21 protein-coding genes are annotated in these 20,070 nt (G+C 70.1%); 13 read left to right on the top strand and 8 right to left on the bottom strand.

Annotation, left to right across the window (positions count from 1 at the left end; all coding sequences use genetic code 11):
* The first annotated feature begins 6 nt into the window (after positions 1-6).
* Entirely contained in the window at positions 7-999 is a 993-nt protein-coding gene (gene meaB / locus ACFV6I_RS12160; RefSeq protein WP_380424867.1) for a methylmalonyl Co-A mutase-associated GTPase MeaB, read from the top strand.
* 298 nt (positions 1,000-1,297) lie between these two features.
* On the opposite strand, the gene ACFV6I_RS12155 is transcribed toward meaB, so the two are convergent.
* Together ACFV6I_RS12155 and ACFV6I_RS12150 are read right to left on the bottom strand one after the other, a co-directional pair.
* Positions 1,298-1,771, bottom strand: a complete 474-nt coding sequence (locus ACFV6I_RS12155; protein WP_380424865.1) for a DIP1984 family protein — start codon at positions 1,769-1,771, stop codon at positions 1,298-1,300.
* 114 nt (positions 1,772-1,885) lie between these two features.
* A complete protein-coding gene (locus ACFV6I_RS12150; RefSeq protein ID WP_380424863.1) occupies positions 1,886-2,716 on the bottom strand; it encodes a hypothetical protein in 831 nt (276 codons plus the stop codon).
* A gap of 633 nt (positions 2,717-3,349) precedes the next feature.
* Here ACFV6I_RS12150 and ACFV6I_RS12145 point away from each other — a divergent pair.
* Positions 3,350-3,481 (top strand): hypothetical protein, encoded by a 132-nt coding sequence (locus ACFV6I_RS12145; protein ID WP_363376953.1) that lies wholly within the window; start codon positions 3,350-3,352, stop codon positions 3,479-3,481.
* A gap of 227 nt (positions 3,482-3,708) precedes the next feature.
* Here the strand turns inward: ACFV6I_RS12145 and ACFV6I_RS12140 are convergent, their stop codons facing one another.
* Positions 3,709-4,188 carry an ATP-binding protein gene (locus ACFV6I_RS12140; RefSeq protein WP_380424860.1) on the bottom strand — a complete coding sequence of 160 codons (480 nt, stop codon included), beginning with the start codon at positions 4,186-4,188 and terminating at the stop codon, positions 3,709-3,711.
* A gap of 168 nt (positions 4,189-4,356) precedes the next feature.
* On the opposite strand from ACFV6I_RS12140, the gene ACFV6I_RS12135 reads away from it, so the two are divergent.
* Genes ACFV6I_RS12135 through ACFV6I_RS12125 form a run of 3 tightly spaced genes read left to right on the top strand, consistent with a single transcriptional unit; the run spans position 4,357 to position 6,503 of the window.
* Positions 4,357-5,697 carry a hypothetical protein gene (locus tag ACFV6I_RS12135; RefSeq protein ID WP_380424858.1) on the top strand — a complete coding sequence of 447 codons (1,341 nt, stop codon included), beginning with the start codon at positions 4,357-4,359 and terminating at the stop codon, positions 5,695-5,697.
* A 3-nt stretch (positions 5,698-5,700) separates the two neighbouring features.
* The gene (locus tag ACFV6I_RS12130; RefSeq protein ID WP_380424855.1) at positions 5,701-6,012 is read left to right on the top strand and encodes a putative quinol monooxygenase; all 312 of its coding nucleotides are present in this window, start codon (positions 5,701-5,703) and stop codon (positions 6,010-6,012) included.
* A gap of 17 nt (positions 6,013-6,029) precedes the next feature.
* Entirely contained in the window at positions 6,030-6,503 is a 474-nt protein-coding gene (locus ACFV6I_RS12125; protein ID WP_380424879.1) for a hypothetical protein, read from the top strand.
* Between the two features lie 21 nt (positions 6,504-6,524).
* On the opposite strand, the gene ACFV6I_RS12120 is transcribed toward ACFV6I_RS12125, so the two are convergent.
* The 3 genes from ACFV6I_RS12120 to ACFV6I_RS12110 all read right to left on the bottom strand — a co-directional run bounded on the left by ACFV6I_RS12120 (position 6,525) and on the right by ACFV6I_RS12110 (position 8,608).
* Complete coding sequence (locus ACFV6I_RS12120; RefSeq protein ID WP_380424853.1) at positions 6,525-6,830, bottom strand: hypothetical protein; 306 nt, start codon at positions 6,828-6,830, stop codon at positions 6,525-6,527.
* Positions 6,831-6,900: 70 nt separating this feature from the next.
* The gene (locus ACFV6I_RS12115; RefSeq protein WP_380424850.1) at positions 6,901-7,482 is read right to left on the bottom strand and encodes an HD family hydrolase; all 582 of its coding nucleotides are present in this window, start codon (positions 7,480-7,482) and stop codon (positions 6,901-6,903) included.
* A 13-nt stretch (positions 7,483-7,495) separates the two neighbouring features.
* On the bottom strand, positions 7,496-8,608 hold the full coding sequence (locus tag ACFV6I_RS12110; protein ID WP_380424848.1) for a transcriptional regulator: 1,113 nt from the start codon (positions 8,606-8,608) through the stop codon (positions 7,496-7,498).
* A gap of 267 nt (positions 8,609-8,875) precedes the next feature.
* Between ACFV6I_RS12110 and ACFV6I_RS12105 the strand changes: the two genes are divergently transcribed.
* The 4 genes from ACFV6I_RS12105 (at position 8,876) to ACFV6I_RS12090 (ending at position 12,580) form a co-directional block, all read left to right on the top strand.
* Entirely contained in the window at positions 8,876-9,049 is a 174-nt protein-coding gene (locus ACFV6I_RS12105) for a hypothetical protein (protein WP_363376938.1), read from the top strand.
* Positions 9,046-10,236, top strand: coding sequence for a methyltransferase domain-containing protein (locus ACFV6I_RS12100; protein WP_380424845.1), 1,191 nt, complete (start codon positions 9,046-9,048; stop codon positions 10,234-10,236). The genes ACFV6I_RS12105 and ACFV6I_RS12100 overlap by 4 nt, the downstream gene beginning before the upstream one ends.
* Before the next feature lie 319 nt (positions 10,237-10,555).
* On the top strand, positions 10,556-11,416 hold the full coding sequence (locus ACFV6I_RS12095) for a tetratricopeptide repeat protein (RefSeq protein ID WP_380424843.1): 861 nt from the start codon (positions 10,556-10,558) through the stop codon (positions 11,414-11,416).
* Positions 11,417-11,470: 54 nt separating this feature from the next.
* The gene (locus ACFV6I_RS12090; protein WP_380424841.1) at positions 11,471-12,580 is read left to right on the top strand and encodes an XRE family transcriptional regulator; all 1,110 of its coding nucleotides are present in this window, start codon (positions 11,471-11,473) and stop codon (positions 12,578-12,580) included.
* Between the two features lie 55 nt (positions 12,581-12,635).
* Here the strand turns inward: ACFV6I_RS12090 and ACFV6I_RS12085 are convergent, their stop codons facing one another.
* On the bottom strand, positions 12,636-13,238 hold the full coding sequence (locus tag ACFV6I_RS12085) for a superoxide dismutase (protein WP_380344361.1): 603 nt from the start codon (positions 13,236-13,238) through the stop codon (positions 12,636-12,638).
* A gap of 175 nt (positions 13,239-13,413) precedes the next feature.
* Here ACFV6I_RS12085 and tsaD point away from each other — a divergent pair, with 175 nt between their 5' ends.
* Together tsaD and ACFV6I_RS12075 are read left to right on the top strand one after the other, a co-directional pair.
* Positions 13,414-14,466 carry a tRNA (adenosine(37)-N6)-threonylcarbamoyltransferase complex transferase subunit TsaD gene (tsaD, locus tag ACFV6I_RS12080; RefSeq protein WP_380344412.1) on the top strand — a complete coding sequence of 351 codons (1,053 nt, stop codon included), beginning with the start codon at positions 13,414-13,416 and terminating at the stop codon, positions 14,464-14,466.
* 211 nt (positions 14,467-14,677) lie between these two features.
* Complete coding sequence (locus tag ACFV6I_RS12075; protein WP_380424838.1) at positions 14,678-16,972, top strand: M9 family metallopeptidase; 2,295 nt, start codon at positions 14,678-14,680, stop codon at positions 16,970-16,972.
* 74 nt (positions 16,973-17,046) lie between these two features.
* On the opposite strand, the gene ACFV6I_RS12070 is transcribed toward ACFV6I_RS12075, so the two are convergent.
* Positions 17,047-17,535, bottom strand: coding sequence for a DUF5990 family protein (locus ACFV6I_RS12070; RefSeq protein WP_380424836.1), 489 nt, complete (start codon positions 17,533-17,535; stop codon positions 17,047-17,049).
* Between the two features lie 507 nt (positions 17,536-18,042).
* On the opposite strand from ACFV6I_RS12070, the gene ACFV6I_RS12065 reads away from it, so the two are divergent.
* Together ACFV6I_RS12065 and ACFV6I_RS12060 are read left to right on the top strand one after the other, a co-directional pair.
* Positions 18,043-19,089 carry a cytochrome P450 gene (locus ACFV6I_RS12065; protein WP_380424834.1) on the top strand — a complete coding sequence of 349 codons (1,047 nt, stop codon included), beginning with the start codon at positions 18,043-18,045 and terminating at the stop codon, positions 19,087-19,089.
* Between the two features lie 39 nt (positions 19,090-19,128).
* Positions 19,129-20,070 (top strand): JmjC domain-containing protein (locus ACFV6I_RS12060; protein ID WP_380424832.1); only part of this gene is annotated, 942 nt, incomplete at its 3' end.

Below are 20,070 nucleotides of genomic sequence, written 5' to 3'. Positions count from 1 at the left end.
GATCGTATGCCTCCGCGGACGATCGACCTCGACAGCTATGTGACGGGTGTCCTCGACGGCTCGCGCGCCTGGATCGCGCGCGCCGTCACCCTCGTCGAGTCCACCCGGCCCGACCACCGCGCGCTCGCGCAGCAGTTGCTCCAACGGCTGCTGCCGCACGCGGGCGGCGCGGTCCGGGTGGGCATCACCGGCGTGCCCGGTGTCGGCAAGTCGACCTTCATCGACTCCTTCGGCACCATGCTCACGGGGCTCGGCCACCGGGTCGCCGTACTCGCCGTCGACCCCACGTCCAGCCGCACCGGCGGCTCCATCCTCGGCGACAAGACCCGGATGGAACGCCTCGCCGTCGACCCGCACGCCTTCGTCCGCCCCTCGCCCACCTCCGGGACACTGGGCGGCGTCGCCAAGGCCACCCGGGAGTCCATGGTGGTGATGGAGGCCGCCGGCTACGACGTGGTCCTGATCGAGACGGTGGGAGTCGGCCAGTCCGAGACCGCCGTCGCCGGGATGGTCGACACCTTCCTGCTGCTCAGCCTCGCCCGCACCGGCGACCAGTTGCAGGGCATCAAGAAGGGCGTCCTGGAGCTGGCCGACGTCATCGCCGTCAACAAGGCCGACGGCCCGCACGAACCCGACGCCCGCGCCGCCGCCCGCGAACTCGCCGGCGCCCTACGGCTGTTGCAGGCCCCCGACGCGGCGTGGACGCCCCCGGTGCTGACCTGCAGCGGCCGCGACGGCGCCGGACTCGACGTGCTGTGGGAGCGGCTCCAGCAACACCGCAAGGTCCTCGACGCCACCGGCGCGCTGGCCGCGAAGCGGCGGGAACAGCAGGTCGAATGGACCTGGACGATGGTCCACGACCAGCTCTACGCGCGGCTGCACGAGCACCCCGAAGTGCGGCGGCTCGCGGTCGAGTTGGAGGCCCAGGTCCGCGCCGGCACCATGCCGGCGGGGCTGGCCGCGCAGCAGATCCTGGACGCCTTCTTCGGCACCCCCTGACGGGAGACGCTTCTCGGGTGGCCCTGGGGAGGAACAGATGCGAGGGCCGTGCTGATGTGCACGGCCCTCGCACCGGGTGTGGGGCGCCCCGTTCCCGCCCTCGTCGCCCGGATCTGCACGTGGTGGTGAGCTGTACGGTGTGCTCTGTCACCTGTACGCGATGCTGAGCTGCATTGTTTGATGAGGAATCGAACCCCCTGCGTTGCTCTTCACGCGCCAAGGGCCGGATAAACCGCCGGCCCGCGGTGTGTGCACGCCTCCGTGGCGACTACCTGCTTCCCACACCCAGCTGGTGGGGTCAGTCCTCGATCAGGTCGATCTCCCAGTTGGTGCGCTGGATCAGGGTGTCCACCTCTCGGATCTCCTTCGCCAGGGCGTCCGCCTGGGCGCGGAGCTCGGCGACCGGCAGGGCGGCGAGGATCCTGAGTTCGGACCGCAACTGCCGTACGGCTCCGCGCTGGTCGCGCCCGGAGGCGGCGTCGGCGGCCGCGGTGATCACCGAGTGGCGCAGCCGCAGGACGTCCCGGCGGGCGAGGGCATCGGTCAGCGTGCCGCCGCCCTCGATGAGCGCGGTGGAGTTGGTCCGGTTGATCTGACGGATCAGCCGCTCCAGCTCGTCCAGCACCTCACCGGCCTGAGCCAGGACCTCCACCGCGCTCTCAGCCGGCTCCTCGCCCTCCTGGTAGCGGGCACTGCCGACGACGCGCGCCCGCAACTGCTCCACCCGCCGCACCGCAGCCGCGCGCTGCGCGAGCGCTTCAGCCAGTTTCACCGCGTCATCACCTCTACGTCCTACTGATCGTCCGGCAAGTATGCACGTCAGTGCCTGCCGGCACGGTTCGCGGGGTGGGGTCGGCCAGGCCGACCCGGCAGGCGCCGGGCGGGTTCATGCCTCTCGACGGCGTTCGGCCGCTGCAGCCCGTACGTCCGCCAGCGCCCTCGCCCGGTCGACCGGCGGCGGCGAGAAGCGTCCGGGCGCCGCCAGTACGTGCTCCTCCCAGCGGTCCTGCCAGAACTCCACCGTCCAACCGGGCCATCGCTGCGGCATCTCGTACGCCTCTGCCGACGCCCCGAGCACCCACCAGCCCACCCGCCGACGCAGCGGATCGACGTGGATGCCGGCATCGGCCGACGCCTCGCAGACCCCGTGCTCGGGGCCGCCCGCCAGTCGGTCGAGCAGCGCAGCCCCCTCCCGGACCGGATGGTCGTTGACGTTCGCCAGCACGTAGCAGTGCTCCGTCCCGACCGCCCCGACCGTCACCACCGCAACCATCGGCTCGGGGTCAGCCAGCTCCTCGTCGCCCGGTTCGAGCAGCGGCCCCACCGCATGCCCGCGCCCACGAGCACGGACGTGTTCGGGGTCCAGCCCCAGGTACGTCCGCAGCTCGGCAGGGCCGTCGTACATCCACCGGACGTCCCACCCCACCCATGCCTCCCGCAACAGTTCCAGAGTGGCTGCCCTGTGGCGCATCTCGGCGCTCGGCCCTTCCCAGGCGAACAGCATCAGCACCTTCCGACCGAGGTCGATCAGCGCCGCACCCTGGCAGTGCACATCGTCCAGCCACCAGTCGACCGCTCTCAGGTGCCGGACCATCGAGAGCGCCTCCGCCGGCCCGGCCAGGAGGTCGAGGTCGATTCCTATCGCCCCGAACCGCGACAGGTACAGCTCGTACTCACCGCTCTCGCGGACAACGACAAAATTCGCACGATCACCCATCCGCCCAGAATGACCACCCCCGGCACCGGGCCGCCACCACATTTGACGTACCCACGCGGGCACCGCCCCAGGGCCGCCACTCGATCCACCGGCATCACCTGACAACCAATCAAAATCAGTTACCGAGGATGCTCGGGCGGCTCACCCCACCCCGACGCATTACTCAGTGGCCTGACCACCACCGACACCCTCTGAGCCAGTCGGGCACAACTGCCAGCACAGGGCCTGACGTCGGTGTCTCTGAGCCGGGACACGATAGGTGGAACTAACGCGGTGTGATGACCTGGCCGTTTCGACCCGGTGGGACACGTTTGTTGGAACCATCTGGCCATCCTTCTTGCAACCTGCGGTGGATTGCCATTCATGTTGGAACCAGTTCCGAACTACCCGGGCTCGCGGCGTCCGTGGCCGCTCCGCTGAGGGGCTTGGAACCGAGCGAGCGCGTACGCAGGACAACTGGAGCGGCGGGGACGACAGCGGTTCAGCCGTTGTAGTCACACCGCGCCGCTTGGGACCTATCCTGAGCCAATGCTTCACGAGCTGTGGGACGAAGGCGAGGAGGGAAAGATGTTCTGCCTGGCCGGACCGCGCGGAGACGGGGCTCGTGCGCTCTTGTCCGAAGGTGCCCGGCTCGTGTGGACCGTTGAGGCCGCGAGCTACTTCGACGCGATGACGTTGTACTACCAGCGCATGGGCTGGGGCACCTACACCACAGAGCACCCGGAGTGGGACAACCGGACCTACGCCGAGCACGGCTGGGAATGATCAACCCATTTCACGCCTTCAGTCACACACGCCTCACGAACTACAGCTGGAGTAGTAGCCCCAAGAGCGATTCCAGCGCTGGGCACTCCGGTTCCAACAACCGTGACCAAGTTCCAGCCAACGTGTCCTGGCTCAGTCTCGGCAGCAGCCGAGACACCGACACACAAGCCAATTCCTTACCGTCAGTCAACAATCCGTCACAGTCGTGAGGCGCCCGACGGTCGCCACTACGCCACCTCGCGCAGAGCGTGAAGGTCCAGTACCGTGCCCCATCCATGCGTGGGACACGGCACTTCGGCGACTTCCAGGTACTCGAACCAGACCACCTTGCCCACCCCCGCCGGGCGCCAGCCCCACGTGTGCGCCAGCGCTTCGACGAGCAGGAGGCCACGCCCGCTGGTCGATCCGGCGTCACGCTCGCGCTTCGGGAGTTCCGGGCACCGATCGGCGACCTCCACCCGCACCCGCCCGACACACCACCGGACGGTAACGGCACAGCGCTCCTTGGTGTGCACGAGCGCATTGGCGATCACCTCGCTGGCGCACAGCTCCACCTCCTGAAGCCCGTCCGCCGACAGCGGCACACCCCACTCCCGCACAATCGCCCCCACCAACCGCCGCGCCGCCGGCACCGCTTCGGCCCCGGGCGGCTCACCCCACTCCAGCGGAACAGGGAATCGAGCGGTGTTGAGCGGACTGACGATCACTGGGAATCCATTCGGTCACATAGCGACAATTCTTCAGCCATGCCGGATCGTTCGGGTCCACACCCACCGTCCAAATGGCTGACGCCAAGTCAACGCGGGTACACAAGATGGGAGAACAGGCGAAGCTGGTCCAGGCGTTGAACCGGTTGAACAGAGGACGGGATCGCGATGACCCACCGACCGCGCACACCCAACACCGCGCTCGCGACACTCATGCAGCAGGCGGGGTGGGGCAACGGCCAGCTCGCCCGAGCCGTGAATCGCGTCGGAGGCGAGGCGGGGCACCAGCTGACCTATGACAAGTCGGCGATCTCGCACTGGCTCTCGGGCACTCAGCCCCGGGCAGACGTACAGGAGATTGTCCGCGAGACGTTCTCACGTCGGCTCGGACGACCGGTGACACCCGAGGAGACGGGCTTCGGGCGCGGCGCCGAGCAGGCGGGCAGCCAGGGGGTCCTGTCCGATCTGATGTCGATCGGCAAAGCCGACATGGATCCCTCACGCCGTGGTGTACTCGCCTCCGGGCTCTACTCGCTCGCCCTGACACTGCCGGTCTTCGACGACACCGCTGACCGGATGAACCATGCCGCGGCAGGCCGTACCGTGCGGGTCGGCCAGGGCGAGGTCGAGACCGTTCGGAGGATGACGGACCGGATCGCCGATATCCTCGACGAGCTCGGCGCCGCCCACGCCCGCCCGATGGCGGCGGCCTTCCTGGTCAACTCGGTCGGCCCCTGGCTCCAGGCATCCGGCACCACGGAAGTGAAGGCCGGCCTGCTGTCGGCCGCCGCCGATCTCACCTACCTCACCGGGTGGATGGCGATGTACGAGACTGCCCACGGTCTCGGCCAGAAGTACTACGTCCAGGCCCTCAAGCTCGCACGCGAGGCCCAGGACCACGTGACGTACTGCCGCACCCTACGGGGCATGGCGCTCCAGGCGTCCAATCTCGGATACGGCCCGAAGGCGCTGGAACTGGCCGACTCGGCCGCCGAAGCGGCTCCGGCCTCCGGCCCGCGACTGCGGGCCTTCCTCGCCGGCCAACAGGCGCACGGCGCCGCCATGGTGAAGGACCAGCGGCAGGCATTCGCGCGCCTCGCCGAGACCGAAACCGCGCTGACCCAGGCCGAGGGCCGCAACGACTCCGTCGGCGGCTACGACCAGGCCGCCTACCACTTCCACGTCTCGCACGTGCTGTACGAACTCGGCGACCTCCCAGGGGCGATCAAGGAACTTCAACTCTCCAACCGAGCCCGCCCCGCCAACGAGAAACAGGGCCGCGTACACGGCAACGGCCTGCTGGCCCGCCGCCAGATGGAACTCGGGCACGTCGAGGCCGCCTGCGCCACCTGGAACGCGTTCCTGGACGACTACGTCACGATCAGCTCCGTCCGTGGCGACGAGCACTTCCAGGCTCTGGGCAAGGGCCTCCCGGCACGAGCCACCAACCGTGCGGTCCGCCAGCTCCACCAGCGCACCCGCGAGGTCGCCGGCCAGAAGGCCGCGTGACCCGTGGGATTCGGTCTGGTCGTCCGCTTCATCGCCCACGACGCCACAGCAGCCCGCGCCTTCGACCAGCTGGCAGCTGCGGCCCTCGAAGAAATCCGCGCCAAGGAACCCGGCACACTCCTCTACGTCATTCACACCGTGCCGGGCGAGCCACACGTCCGGGTCTTCTATGAGTTGTACGCGGACCGTACGGCCTTCGAGGAGCACGAACGGCAACCTCACGTCCGCCGATTCCTGGCCGAACGCGCGCAGCACCTCGAATCGTTCGAGGTGACGTTCCTGGATGAGACCTCCGGCAAGGGCACTACGCCGTGAAGGCCGACCGGAGCGGTCTGCGGATCGGAATCACGGGGCACCGGGGGCTGGCGGCCGGGGTGGAGGAGCAGGTTCGACGGCTGCTCGAAGACGCTCTCGCGGGCGAGGACCCGACTGGGCTCACGATCGTGTCCTGCATCGCGGACGGGCCGGACGCGTGGATCGCGGAGTTCGCGCTCGAACGGGGGGCGCGGCTGGAGGTCGTCATTCCGGCGGATCAGTACCGGGACGGGCTGCCGGACTGGCATCACCCCGTCTACGACCGGCTGTTGAGCAGTGCCGACGCCGTTCACCGAACAGGCCGGGTGGAGTCCGACGAAGCCGCCCACATGGCGGGGAGCGAGGTCCTGGTAGCCCAGGTCGACAAGCTCCTCGCCGTCTGGGACGGCCTGCCGGCCCGCGGCCACGGCGGGACGGCGGACGTGGTCGCCCACGCCCGCCAGCGCGGCGTGCCGGTTGAGGTGCTGTGGCCCCAGGGGGCACGCCGGTGAATGCGAAATGAGGTCTATCAGTCAAGCAGGTCGCGCCGCCGCGACCGCGTCGGTGTACAGCTCGGTGGTCAAGTCGGCGTCTTTGATGCCCAGTTCGGCCAACACCACACGCACCAGGGCGAGGGCCGGCGTGAGGTCGGCCTCTGTGGCGGCCGTCGTCTCGACCTCGATGAACGTGGCGTCGTCCAACTCGGGAACGCGAACGAGCGTGGCGAGCAGGTGCCTTCCGTCGCGCTGGAAGCCGTAGTTGCGGCACCGCTTCTCGAACGTGATGCGAGGGGTGAAGCCCAGGCCCCGGATGATCTCGTGCGCGGCGTCGTCCACCATCACATCGAACTGCCGCTTTGAGACCGACACCGGCCAGGTGCCGCTTTCAAGGCGCGATCCGCGACCCGCGTCAGCTCGGCCTCTCACCGAGTGCGGCACGGAGCCAGTCGAGGGAGTCGGTTGCCAGGACGGCGTCGGCAAGTGCGTTGGCGGTCTTCGTGATGAGACGGCCACGGCTGTTGTCGATCCAGCGCTGAGCGTTCGCATAGCCCTGAGCCTTGTACTCGACGCCCTGGATCAGGCACTCCAGCTTGTCGGCGTCCCTCGCGCAGACCGCCTCCGGAGAGTCCTTCGCTTCGTACTCCGCGACGAGATCCCGGATGGTCGAGGCGAGGATCTCCGGCATTCCGCCGACCTGGTCGGCCGTCACCGCCGCCGGGTCGGCGCCGGGCGCGTACTTCTTCCCCAGATGGTTGACGTCCCCGGTGCGCGTCTCCTGGGAGTCGTGCCAGACCGCGAGGAAGGCGGCCTGCGCCGGGTCCGCGCCTTCGAGCTTGGCAATGATCGAAGCGATCAGCGCGGTTCGCCAGGAGTGTTCGGCGACCGACTCGGGATCGCGGACGCCGGCCATCCACCAGCCCGTGCGCTTGGTCTGCTTGAGCGTCCCGGCTTCGAACAGGAACCTCGCCACCGGCGTCAGGTCGTCTGTCACTGTCTGGCCCCTCTCACGCCTCGACAAGGCGGATCGCGTAGCGGATGCTGTCGAGTTCGCGTCGCCCACGCCGCGACAGCTCCCGACCATCCAACAGCACCGGGAGCCGTTCGCGCAGGGCGCGGGCCGCAGTTCCGGAGCGCAGCAGATCCGGCCGGACCTGGAGCAGTGACCACACACTGTGGATGTTCAACTCGGCGTACCCGCACTGCGGGCCGAGCCCCTGAACGAGGTGCGCGAGGAGCTTGTCTCCGGACCACGGACCCGGCGACCGGGCAGCGATGAAGTCGTCGGAGAGTTCGAGGTACGGGGCCTCGCCGACCCAGTACGCCCAGTAGTTGAGGTTCGCCATCGCGCCCGCCTCATCGGCGAGGGCCGTTTCGATGAAGTGGCTCATCCGATCCCGGTCACCGTGGCGGGCGGAGACCATGGCGACGGAACGGGAGTTGAGCCAGTGGCTCAGCCAGTCGTTCGGCCGCTCGGATCGCTGCTGGTGGGCGAGCCACTCCCGCGTGTCACCCTGTTCGTCGTATCCGGCCAGGTACAGCGCTTGGCGGCGGGCGAGGAACTGGTCCGTTCCACGCGCTTCCTCGGCCGCGCGCCGCAGATGCGTGTAGAACCGGGTGCGGTCGGGGGCGAGGAGTTCCGGTCCGGCCGGCGCTGGGCCCTTGCGTGGACGCGGCGGGGTCGGGAGGTCGCGAACAGTCTGCGGCGCTGCACCGCTGAGCGGCCACATGAGAATCTCCACGAGCTCGCGCCGTATCACCATCGCCCCGAGGGGGCTCCCGGCAGCCGGCGACTTCTCCTCAACGATGCCGGCGAGCAGGATGTCCGCCTCGAAGGATCGCTCCAGTGTCTGGAGGAGTGCGGGCGCTGTGCCCATCTGCATCAGCCGATGGCGGTAGGTGAACATCTGCCCGACAGGTACTGCCGTGAGCGGGCGCCGACCGCTCTCCCATCCGGCGATCGTGTCGGTCGACACGGCCGACCGCTCGGCGAACTCGCCCTGGGTGGCCCCGCACTGTTCTCGTATCACCCGAAAGACGTACCCGGAGATGATGCCCACGCGTGGGCGCCGAGACCTACCCTGACTGACAGTCAGAGACTGATGCGGGCTTGACTGCATGAGAGCCCCCCACTTCGGGAGTTCGTGCCAACGTACCTGTACTCGCGGTCACTTCAGGTTCCGACTCCGGGACCCTACCGTCGTAGGCGTCCCCGACCGAGAGCGGTCGGTGACCCGTCGGCAGGTCTCGCTCCCTGCGACGGCGGCCCCGCTCTCATCAAGGAGCCTATCGGCCCGGGGTACGTCAGTTGGTCACTGTCACGTCCGTGCACCTGGGCAAGCGCTCCACACGACAATCATCGCGAACAGGACAGGCAGGAGGCACCCATGGGATGGGGAACCGGCAAGGACGGAAGCTCCGGTGGCGGCAGCGGGGGCAACGACGGCGGGCAGGGCAAGCACGCGGGCGACAAGGACTTCAACACGGCCCCGCAGAATCAGGATCACCAGTCGCGAAAGGCCGGCGGCAAGCACGGCAAGGACGGCGACAAGAGCAAGTGACAACTCACCAGCAGGGCTTGGAGCGGGCCGGCGTGCGCGGCCTGCTCCAAGCCGTCTCCCGGCACCTCGGCCGCGATCTGGCCCCCCACTGGCGCGAGGCCGCCGAAGCGACGCCGCGCCACCGTTTCCTCCCCGACCGCGTCTGGCTGAGCGGCGACGACGATGTTCTCGTGCCCTGCGATCGCGGGCACGAGCCCGATCGCTGGTTCGCCGCCGCGTACGCGGACGAACCCGTGGTGACGCAGATCAACGACGGGCAGGAGCCGGAGGATCTGGCCGACGCCTCACCGTCCTCCTCGGCCTCCGCTCCGTCGATCGTCTTCCAGATGCTCGAACTCCTGGGCGTCGCACCGGGAATGCGGGTCCTGGAGATCGGCGCGGGCACCGGGTTCAACGCCGCGCTCCTCTCCCACCGGCTGGGCGACACCAACGTGACCACGATCGACATCGACCCCACCGTGGCCGAACTCGCCCGGTCCAACCTCAAGGCCAACGGCTACGCACCCGCCGTCGTCTGCGGCGACGGAAGCCTCGGCTGGAGCGGCGAAGCGCCGTTCGACCGCGTGGTGGCCACCTGTTCGGTGAGACGGGTTCCGTACGCCTGGATCGAACAGACCAAGCCCGGCGGCGTCGTCCTCACCCCCTGGTGCGACGACTGGAGCCACGGCGGCCTGCTCCGCCTCACCGTGGGCGGCGACGGAACTGCCACCGGCCGCTACACCGCCGACAGCGCCTTCATGCTGATGCGCACCCAGCGCCGCGACCTCCGCCTCTTCCGGGACGTCGTCATGGACGAGCACGTACCGGACGAGTCCACGACCACGCTCGACCCCTGGGCCGTCGCCGACTCGGAGTTCGAGACCCAGTTCGCCCTCGGGCACCGCCTCGGCGACCTCTGGTACGCCTGGCACCACGATCCCGATCTCGACGACGTCGAGACGCGCCTCTGGGTGGCCACGACCGACGGCGGCTCCTGGGCCGCCGTCGACTGGGACGGCACCGAGAACACCGAGCGGTACACGGTCTGGCAGCACGGCCCGCGCCGCCTGTGGGACGAAGTCGAGGCCGCCCACCGCTGGTGGCTGGACAATGACCGCCCCGGTCCGAGCCGCCTCGGCCTCACCATCGGCCCCGGCGGCCATCAGGCCTGGCTGGACGACCCGACGAATGCGTGGCCCCTGCCGTAGGGGAATGGATCGCCCATCGCATTCGGCACGGCCCCGGATCGCCAGTCCGGGGCTGCTTGCCTGAATCCGATCGGATGTTCCAGGTGGTCAACAGCCCGACAACTGGTCACGTGGAGAGCGGAATTGGCGTTACCTTGGATCGGGTGTCGAGCTGAGCCGGAGGGGCGTGGTGGATCGCCGGGGATTCGTGGCCGCCTCCAGTGCGTACGCGCTTGCGGCGTTGGGCCTGCCTGATCCAGACGCCATCCTGCGGCGGACGCGGCTGAAGACTGATGCGAATGTGAAGGTCGGCCGGGGCGAGGTCGCAGCGATCCGCCGGATGACGAAGTCGCTGGGCGACGCGGCCGCCGAGCTCGGTGGCGGCCATGCCCGCCATCTCGCCGTCCGCTACCTGCACGACGACGTCGCGCCCTGGCTGGACGGGACGTGGAGTGAAGCCGTCGGCCGGGAGCTGTTCGCGGCGACCTCCCAACTCGTTCACCTGGCCGGGTGGATGGCCCAGGACGAGGGGAACCAGGACGCCGCCCAGCAGTACTACGCGCATTCCTTCCGGCTCGCTTCCGAAGCCGGCGACGCCGAGTTGGCCGCCACCGCCCTGCGCGGTCTGGCCGTTCAGGCCATCGACCTGGGTTTCAGGCCCACCGCCGTGCGGATAGCGGAAGAGTGCGTCGACCAGGCCAAACACCTCGATGACTCCCGAGCGCTCGCCTACTACCAGGCCACCCTGGCCAACGCCGCAGCGCTCGACGGCGACCGGCGCACCGCGACCAGCTCGCTCGCCGCGTCCCAGAGCGCGATCGAACGGGCCACCGGCGCGCCCGGCGAGTCGTGGGCCTCGCACTACAGCATCGGCCGGTGGGCTCACGAGTCCGGCATGGTCCTCGCCCGACTCGGCGACTGCACCAGCGCGCAGGAACACCTCCACCACGCGCTCGACATCCACGGACTCGACCGCCGCCGCACCCGGGCGATCGTCCTCGCCGACCTCGGCACCGTCCGTCTCCGGCAGGACGACGTCGACGGCGCCCTCGCGTCCTGGAACGACTTCCTCGACTGCGCGGACGGCATCCGCTCGGTCAAGGTCCAGGACGCCGTCCGCGACCTGCGGGCCCGCCTCTACCGTCTCCGCGACGTGGCCGGTGCCGGGGAACTCGACGAGCGAGCCGCGGCGTTAGGGTGAATCGTGGCAGACGACCGACCGGGCCCGTCCGACAGTCGGGAGCACTGGCGATGGGTGCGGAGCTTCCTCAACGACCACCGCTTCGAGTTGACCAATCGGCTCCTTGCCGAGAGCGAGCCCGAACGGCTGGTCCCGGGGACTCCGTTGCTGGCTCGGCGGCACTGGATTCCGGAGCAGCCGGTGCCGCTGGAGCGTGTCCGACTGCGCTGGCAGCCGGACGCGCCGGAGGCCGAGCTGGACGGCGGCGAGCCGGAGCTCGACCGCATCCGCCCGCGTCAGAGGGGCGGCACGACCTACCGTCGCTACGCCGACGCGGTGCGGGATCTCGCCAAGCCCAGGCTGTTCGAGGATCGAAGCTGCTACCGCCTGCTTGATGTCGGGATGTCTGCGGGCGATCCGACGCTGGCCTTCGGCCGTGGCCGGTACTTCGACGTGATCAACATCTGTGAGGCCGTCGCGCACGAGTACGCGGCGGCGGTCCTGGCGAGCTCGGCCGCCACGCCCTTCCGGGCCGCCATCGGCGATCCGACCGATCTCACGCGCCGGCCGGTCATGGCGGCCATCAGCACGCTGACCATCCGGCACGATCGCAGCACCGGCGAAGCGGAGTTCGTGCTGCACTGGCGTGATCCCGAGAAGGTCGCCAGCGGCGGGGGTCTCTTCCAGGTGATGCCGGTCGGGATGTTCCAGGCCTCGCACGACGCGCCATGGAACGAGGGGAACGACTTCGACCTCTGGCGGGCGATCCTGCGGGAGCTGAGCGAGGAGTTGCTCGGCAGCACCGAGGACTACGGGAGCGACAGGGCGCCGATCGACTACGCCGCCTGGCCGCTGGACAAGTCGCTCACCGCGGCGCGCGCGGACGGCCGCCTGCGGGTGTTCTGGCTGGGCCTCGGGATGGATCCGCTGACGTTCGTCACCGACATGCTGACCGTGGCCGTGTTCGACGCCGAGCTGTTCGACGACACGTTCCGGCGCATCGTCTCGACCAACGACGAAGGCCACCGCGTTGGCCTGGAGGACGCCACCGGACGCTCGGCCGGCATCCCGTTCACGGCCGAGCAGGTGGATCGCCTCACCGATGCGGAGCCGATGCAGCCCGCCGGCGCAGCGCTCCTGCGGCTCGCCTGGCGGCACCGGAAGGCGTTGTTGCAGCTCTCCTGACACAAGGAAGGCCCCGGACCGCCCGACCGGTCCGGGGCCGTTCACCTAGTGCGCGTCAGACGGTCTTGGCGGCCGCGAAGCGGGACGAGACGTCCTGCCAGTTGACGACGTCCCAGAGCTTCTCGACGTAATCGGGGCGCACGTTGCGGTACTGCAGGTAGTACGCGTGCTCCCAGGCGTCGAAGGCGAGCAGCGGGGTGGTGCCCTGGCCGACGTTGCCGTGGTGGTCGTAGACCTGCTCGACGATCAGGCGCTTGCCGAGGGGCTCCCAGGAGAGGATGCCCCAGCCGGAGCCCTGCACGCCGGTGGTGGCGGTGGTGAGCTGCTTGCGGAAGGCCTCAAAGCTGCCGAAGTGCTCGGTGATGGCGTCGGCCAGCTCGCCCTCGGGGCGGTCGCCGCCCTCCGGGGAGAGGTTCTGCCAGAACAGCGAGTGCAGCACGTGGCCGGACAGGTGGAAGGCGAAGGTCTTCTGCAGGCCGACCAGGCCGCCGAACTGCTCCTTGTCGCGCGCCTCGGCCAGCTGGTCCAGGGTGTCGTTCGCACCCTTGACGTAGGCGGCGTGGTGCTTGGAGTGGTGCAGTTCGAGGATCTCGGGGGACATCGCCCGCTCAAGCGCGGAGTAGTCGTACGGCAGGTCGGGAAGCGAGTAGGTGCCCATGCTGGGACACAGCCCCTTTCGATGAACAGTGATGATCGTGCCGGGACAACACTATTGCGTATGAGTTGCAGGAACGAAGCATGGGCTCCTGCTTATTCCTCACGTCTCGTCGGGCACAATGGTCGCGAGTGCATGTAATGAGTGATGAGGGTGAGTGGCTGTGACAGGGTCACCGGTGGTGCTGGGGATCGAGTCCTCCTGCGACGAGACCGGCGCGGGTCTGGTCCGGGACGGCGTACTGCTCGGGCAGGCGGTGGCGTCGTCGATGGACGAGCACGCCCGCTTCGGCGGGGTGGTGCCGGAGATCGCCGCCCGGGCGCACGTCCACGCGATGGCGCCGGTGGTCGGCGAGGCGCTGGCGCGGGCCGGGCTGACGCTCGCCGACATCGGCGCCGTCGCGGTGACGACCGGTCCGGGGCTGGCCGGGGCGCTCCAGGTCGGGGTGGCCGCGGCCAAGGGCTACGCGTTCTCGCTCGGCGTCCCGCTGTACGGGGTGCACCACCTGGCCGGGCACGTCGCCGCCGCGACGCTGGACGGCGGGCCGCTGCCGAACCCCTGCGTGGTGCTGATCGTCTCGGGCGGGCACACCTCGCTGCTGCTGGTGCGCGACCTCGCCCGCGATCCGATCGTCCACCTCGGCGACACCCTGGACGACGCGGCCGGCGAGTGCTTCGACAAGGTCGCCCGGATCCTCGGCCTCCCCTACCCCGGCGGGCCGGCGATCGACCGGGCGGCCCGGGACGGCGACCCGACGGCCGTCCGCCTGCCGCGGCCGCTGACCGGACCGCGGGACGACCCGTACGCGTTCTCGTTCTCCGGGCTCAAGACGGCCGCCGCCCGCTGGGTGGAGGCGCGGCGCTCGGGCGGCTCGGACCCGTACGTCCCGGACGCGGCGGCCGGGTTGCAGGAGGCGATCGCCGACGTGCTGACCCGCAAGGCGGTGCGGGCCTGCACCGATCACGGGATCGGCACCCTGGTGGTGGTCGGCGGGGTCGCGGCCAACTCCCGGGTGCGGTCGCTGGCCGAGGAGCGCTGCGCGGCGGCCGGGATCGCGCTGCGGGTGCCGCCGCTGAGGCTCTGTACGGACAACGGGGCGATGGTGGCGGCGATCGGCGATCTGCTGGTCCGCTCCGGCGCCGAGCCGGCTCCGGCGGAGCTGTCGGTGGATCCGTCGGCGCCGCTGGAGTTCGCGGCGTTGACGCCGTTGGCGCGGACTGCCGTGGTCTGACGGCGGGTTGATCCGCCGTCGGGCCGACCTGACGGGGTGCGCCGGCCTGACGCGGCGCGCCGACCTGACAACGGTTCGATCTCGCCCGACGCGAATCCGTTCCCAAGCCTTCCCCCGGCCGCAACAGGTGTGACATTTTACATGTCACACATCAGGAACCGTGTGCCCCCAACCACACGGCAACCCTCAACGGCCCCGGAGGCCCCCACAGATGCGTCCCTCCCGGATAGCGAAGGCCGGCGCGCGCAGACTCCCTGCGCTCGGCGTCGCCTTCTTCCTCGCACTCGGTCTCTTCGCACCCCAGGCCCACGCCGCCGACGCCCCTGCGGCCCACGCCTCGACCACCCCCACCGGCAAGGCGGCCGCACCGCACTCCGTGCCCGTGCCCAAGTCCCCCGACACCCCGAAGGACGCCCGCCCGCTGGCCGCCGACGAGCAGGCCAAGGCGACCGCCCCGACGGCGGCCAGCACCACCGGGGCCGGCGTCGACACCAAGGCCGCCAAGGCCGACAAGGCCGCCAAGCAGCTCGCGGCCGCCCCCGCCTGCGACGTCTCCGCCTTCACCAGCAACACCGGGGCCGCGCTCGTCCAGCGGGTCAAGGCCGCCGGCCTCGACTGCGTCAACACGCTGTTCACCCTGACCGGCAACGACGCCAAGGCCGCGTTCAACGAGGCCCAGATGGCCACCGTCGCCAACGCCCTGCGGGACGTCTCCGCCACCTACCCCGGCGACGACTCCACCTCCGCCGGCCAGCTGGTCCTGTTCCTGCGCGCCGGCTACTACGTGCAGTGGTACAACCCGGACGTGGTCGGCCCGTACGGCGCCACCCTGCAGACCGCCATCCGCGGCGCCCTCGACGACCTCTTCGCCGCCCCGCACAGCAAGGACGTCACCGAGGCCAACGGCGCGACCCTCGCCGAGGCCGTCACCCTGATCGACAGCGCCCAGGAGAACGCCCGCTACACCGGCGTCGTCAAGCGCCTGCTCGCCGACTACACCGGCGCCTGGACCGGCTCGATGGCCACCGCCGTCGCCAACACCAAGACCGTCATCGAGCGCGGCTTCGACCTCCCCGCCTTCACCGCCGCCCTCCAGGCCGACCCCTCCTTCGCCACCACCATGGCGTCCTTCGTCACCCGCAACAGCTCCCAGCTGAACGGCTCCGACCTGGTCACCTCGATCGGCATCCAGATCGGCAACCTGGTCGCCAACGACGCCACCAGGGCCCAGGGCCGGCCGATCGTCAAGGACCTGGTCAACCGGTACCCGCTGGTCGGCGCCACCGCCCCGCTCACCATGAACCTGGTCTGGTTCGCGGAGAAGAAGGACACCGGCAACTGCGCCTACTACGGCACCTGCGACCTGGCCGCCCGGCTCGTCCCGCTCGTGCTCACCGTCGACCACACCTGCAACGCCAACCTGCGCATCCGCGCCCAGGACATGACCGCGCAGCAGCTCGCCGACACCTGCACCAGCCTGATCAACGAGGACCAGTTCTTCCACCAGGTGGTCAAGGACAACGGCCCGGTCGCCAACGACAACAACACCAGCCTTGAGGTCGTCGTCTTCGACGACTACTACGACTACAGCCTCTACGCCTGGAAGATGTACGACATCGCCGTCGACAACGGCGGCATGTACGAGGAGGGCGACCCGGCCAAGGCCGGCAACCAGGCCCGCTTCATCGCGCACGAGGCCGACTGGCTGCGCCCCGCCTTCCAGATCTGGAACCTCAACCACGAGTACACCCACTACCTCGACGGCCGCTACGACTTCTACGGCGACTTCAACGCCGGCATGACCACCCCGACCGTCTGGTGGGTCGAGGGCCTCGCCGAGTACATCTCGTACAGCTACCGGGGCGTCCACTACGACGCCGCCGTCGCCCAGGCCGGCAAGGGCACCTACGCGCTGAGCACCCTCTTCGACAACACCTACGACAACTCCGACTCCACCAAGGTCTACAACTGGGGCTACCTGGCCGTGCGCTACATGCTCCAGTCGCACCCGCAGGACGTCGACGCGCTCCTCGCCAAGTACCGCGTCGGCGACTGGAACGGCGCCCGCACCCTGCTCAAGACCACCATCGGCACCCGCTACGACGCCGACTTCGCCACCTGGCTCAAGGCCTGCGGCGCCGACAACTGCGGCAGCCTGCCCACCAACCAGGCCCCGCTCTGCACCGCCGGCGACACCCGGCAGTACGACAAGAACTGCCGCCGCGACGGCGTCGCCGCCACCACCGGCAACTACAGCTACAACTTCCTCAACCTGCCCGCCGGCGTGAAGCAGCTGACCATCACCACCAGCGGCGGCACCGGCAACGCCGACCTCTACTACAACGGCGGTGCGTGGGCCACCACCGGGTCGAACCTGGCCAAGTCCACCAACGCCGGCAACGGCGAGACCCTCACCATCACCAACCCGCCGTCCGGCTGGGTGTACTTCAGCCTCTACGCCCAGCAGGGCTTCGGCGGCGTGAGCGTCACCACGACGTACAACTGACCTGCGCATACCGAACATCGAGGAGGGCCCCGCGTGCGGCGGGGCCCTCCTCGCGCGTTCGGCCCCCCTCGCACTCAGCCCTCCGCCGACCAGGTCACCACGGGCGGGCGGACGGCGGCGCACAGCGGACGGCCCTTGGCATCCGTCAGCCGCAGCCGGGCCACCAGGACGCCGCGCTCCACCGCCGCCTCGACGACCTCCCGGTCGACCGCCGCCAGCAGCAGCTTGGCCCGGCGGAACAGCGCCCAGCCGTCACCGTTCCCGGTCACCCAGTTCAGGTAGACGAACCGGGCGCCGGGGCCGCCCTGCACGTACCGGCCGGTGAGGTCCACTCCGCCGGCGAGGTCCACTGTGCCGGGGAGGTCCGCGCCACCCGGCGCCGGCTGCGCCTCGCACTCCAGCGACCAGCGGGCGCGCGGCGCGTCCCCCGGGAACAGGTCGAGCAACTCGGCCGGGCGGCCCCGGCGTTGGACGGCGACGTACAGGTCCCGGTAGCCCGGGAAGCCCGGCGCGGCGGCACACTCACGCCCCGGCAGGTCGGTGGCCTCAATCCTCAGCTCCATACCGATATGGTCCCCCACCGCACGCCTCGGGAAGTTATAACGATCGGCCATCTAATGCACCGCACAATCCGGACCGGCGAGGAGGTCATCCTTTGTCAAAAGAGTGTCAGGAGCCCTAGCTTTCGGTTAAGGTCCGGAGTTAGATGAAAGTCGGTTCGGGGTTCCGATCGGAATACCGAATTTCCGCCAAGCCGCGGGCATCCTTGCTCCACCGTGCCTGCCATCCCGGGAATGGAGAGTACCCATGAAGATGATCAAGGCTATCGTGAAGAAGTTCAAGCGTGACGAGGACCTCGCCGACCACTCGTGGATCGCGCACGTCATCTGACGCATTGTCACCAACGGGGGCCGTGGCCGAGCCACGGCCGGGTCGCGGCCCCCGCCGGCGCTGCAGAGCGCCCCACCCTTTCACCTGCCCGGAGTCCTCCCGCCTGCCCGGAGTTCTCCGCCCGCCGGGGGAATCCATTCCATCGCCATTTCATTGGAGGCGGGATTCTCATGGAAGAAATGGCGCCGACAGCCGGGCGCAGCCATTCCATTGTTTACGCCCCGAAGATCCAGGACCTGCTGACCAGGGAAGAAAAGGTATTCCGGATCGACGCCCGCACGGTCGGCGTCTCCGACAGCGAGCTGATGGCCGAAATCGTCGCGGCGCGCCCCGTGCGGTCGGCGGAGCGCTCGGTCTACAAGCCCGCCGCGGGAGCGGACATCCACCACGACAGCGCGACCAGGACGATCCGCGCGCTGGGTCAGGACGTCATGGCGGGCATCAGGACCCCGCCGCCCCCGGCACGCGGGCTGTCCGGCGCCTGGCCCTACGCGGCCACCTCCTACCTGCGCCGATGGCTCTTCGCGTCCGACCCGCTGCCGGTCTCCCTCCTGTCGAAACGCGGCGTCACCCGCTCCGACCGGCTCTCCCGGATCGTCGACCGCGCCGTCACCGTCTGGCCGGGATCCGCCGCCGAGGGCAGGAGCACCGCGCTGGCCGGGCAGATCCGCGACGCCTCCGACACCCGGGAGCGAAGGCAGGCCATCGCGCTGTACCGGCGGTCGACGGCCACCCTCTGCGACGGGGTGGCCGCACTGGCCGGCAACGCCCTGTGGCTCATGGGGCCGGACCGGGAGCGGGAGGGCGCCCGCGCCGACCTCACCGAGGTCCTGTGGGAGACCCTGCGGCTGCTCCCGCCCGCGTGGATGCTGTTCCGCAACGACGGCCACGCCTACACCGGACTGCACCCCGAGATCCGCCCCGAGGACCGCGTCGCGCTCTTCCCGCTCCTGATGCACCGCCACCCGGAGCACTGGTCCGACCCGCTGGAGTTCCGGCCCGAACGGTGGGCCGGGGTGGCGGACCCGGAGAAGACGCCCGGGTTCATGCCGTTCGGCTTCGACGGAGCCCGCTGCTGGGCCAAGCACCTGGTCGTACCCCTGGCCGAACGCCTGCTGAACGTCGCCTTCGACCACCGGCTCGCCATCCGCGGCCCGCAGCAGGAGACGCACGTCCCCCTGCGCTCCCTACTCTCCGTACGGTTCGACGCCGCGGCCAGGGCCTGACCCGCGAGCCCCGAACACCCTGACACCACGGGACACACCATGGAATCGCCCACGCTGGCCGACTGGGTCGGCGACGTCCGCAGCTTCACCGGCCACCAGTGGCAGCGCAAGCCCGCCGTCTTCACGCCGGAGAAACTCGCCTCGCCGTTCGACCTGGACGCGTTGGACGCCGCCTTCGACACCGGGCTGCTGCGCACCCCCTACCTGGAGATGGTCCGCTCCACCAAGGTGACCGTCCCGCCCGAGGCCTACACCACGTCACGCACGGTCAACGGCATCACGTACCACGGCTTCGCCGACCGCGCGAAGGTCCTCGCACTCCTGGGCGTCGGGGCGACGCTGCTGCTGCGCTGCGTCGACCAGTGGCACCGCCCGACGGGCGAGCTCGTGGCGCGGCTGTCCGAAGAACTCGACCGGCGCGTGGAGGCGTTCTTCTTCGTCACGCCCGCCGGCGGCCAGGGCCTCGCGGTGCACCGCGACGACGCCGACGTGTTCGTCCTCCAGGCGGCCGGACGCAAGACCTGGTACGTCCACGACGCGCCGACCGCGGCGGACTGGTCGCCGGGAGAACTCCCCGACGACGAGCACTCCCCGCGGCTCCTGCACAGCGTCCTCGAACCCGGCAGCGTGCTCTACGTCCCGCGCGGCTTCGCGCACCGCGCGGTCGGCGCCGCCGGCCTCTCCGCTCACCTGTCCCTCACGATCCGCGACATCTCCGTGCCGGACCTGCGGGCCGCCCTGGAGCAGCGGCTGACGGACGGGCTGGACCTCCCGGCGCGCCCCCTGGGCGAGGCCGCGATCGACGACTCCTGCGCCGCGCTGCTCGACCACGTCCGGACGAGGCTCGACACGATCGAACCGGAGGACCTGCGGCTCGCCGCCCGGGCCGCGCCGGCCCCGGGGGGCCCGGGGGGGGCGGCGGCCCGGAACGCGGGGCGCGCGGGGGCGGTCGCCGGGGCGGGCCGGCGCGGGGGCGGCGGG

This window comes from Kitasatospora sp. NPDC059803 (assembly GCF_042732255.1).
Taxonomy (GTDB): domain Bacteria; phylum Actinomycetota; class Actinomycetes; order Streptomycetales; family Streptomycetaceae; genus Kitasatospora.
Note: the sequence above shows the minus strand (reverse complement) of the source record. Positions and strands in the feature narration are given on the sequence as shown.